Annotated in this window: 1 protein-coding gene; it reads right to left on the minus strand. The window is 77.6% G+C overall.

Annotated features, from left to right (window positions below; all coding sequences use genetic code 11):
* Positions 1-19: 19 nt before the first annotated feature.
* Positions 20-1049: tetratricopeptide repeat protein (locus ACWJ6R_RS36915; RefSeq protein ID WP_449066638.1), on the minus strand; the 1030-nt coding region annotated here is incomplete at its 5' end.

The raw sequence follows: 1049 nt of genomic DNA on the forward strand, positions 1-1049 counted from the left end.
CCGCGCAGCGTCGCGGCGGTCACCAGGACGTGCTCGATGCTCGGTCGGGGGTCGGCCAGGGGGCGCTGCCCGGCCGGAGCAGCGTGGCCCTGACCGCGCTCAGGTGCTCGACCGCGCCCCGGTGCAGCCCGCTCCGCTCGGCCAGCCAGGCCACGACGCCGGTGTGGTCGAGCAGCGGCCGGGTGACCAGGTCCCAGGTGCCGAGGATCTCCGCCAGGTCGCCGGGGGCGAGTACGGCGCCGCCCCGGCGGGCCACGGCGGCGGCCGTCAGTTCGGCGCGGGCGACCAGTTCGGGCTCTGCCGTACGGTCCCACGGTGACGACGGCGGGGCCGGCGGCCACGGCTCGCTCCGGTAGAGCTCGGTCAGCTCGGGAGCCGCGCCGGTCACCGAGAGCAGCGCCGCCAGTTCGGCCGCCGCCTGGCGGTGACCGGCCAGCGCCGCCTGGCGGAACCAGTGCTGCCCGCCCTTCAGGTCGTTCAGCTCCGCGATGAGCAGCAGCCCGAAGTTGAAGGCGGCCTCCGCGTCGCCGCAGGCCGCCGCCCGCCCGAACCAGTGGCTGGCGGCCTGCGGGTCCTTCAGCTCCACGCAGACGAAACCGGCCGTCCGCTGGTCGTCCACCCGTCCCGCCTGCGCGGCCTGCTCGAACCAGGCGCGGGCGGCGCGCAGGTCGCCGCGGGCCAGCGCGATCCCGCCGAGCCGCGAGGCGGCGCCGGGATGCTCGTTGCGGGCCGCCATCCGGTAGCACGCCTCGGCGCCCTCCGGGTCCCGGTGGGCGGCCATGAGCAGGCCGAGATGGTAGGCCGCGTCACAGTGGCCGTTCCGGGCGGCCAGCTCCCACCAGCGCAGCGCCTCGTCCTCCGCGCCGGAGGAGTAGGCGAGGAAGCCCAGGTCGTGGGCCGAGAGCGGGTCACCCTCCAGCGCGGCCCGGCGGTGCCACTCCCCGGCCTCCTTCACCTCTCCGGCGTCCTCGCAGATCAGGGCCATCCGCCGGGCCGCGGGCCGGGAGCCGGACCGGGCCGCCGCCTCGAACCACCGCCGGGCGCCGGCA

Source organism: Planomonospora algeriensis, from assembly GCF_977012225.1.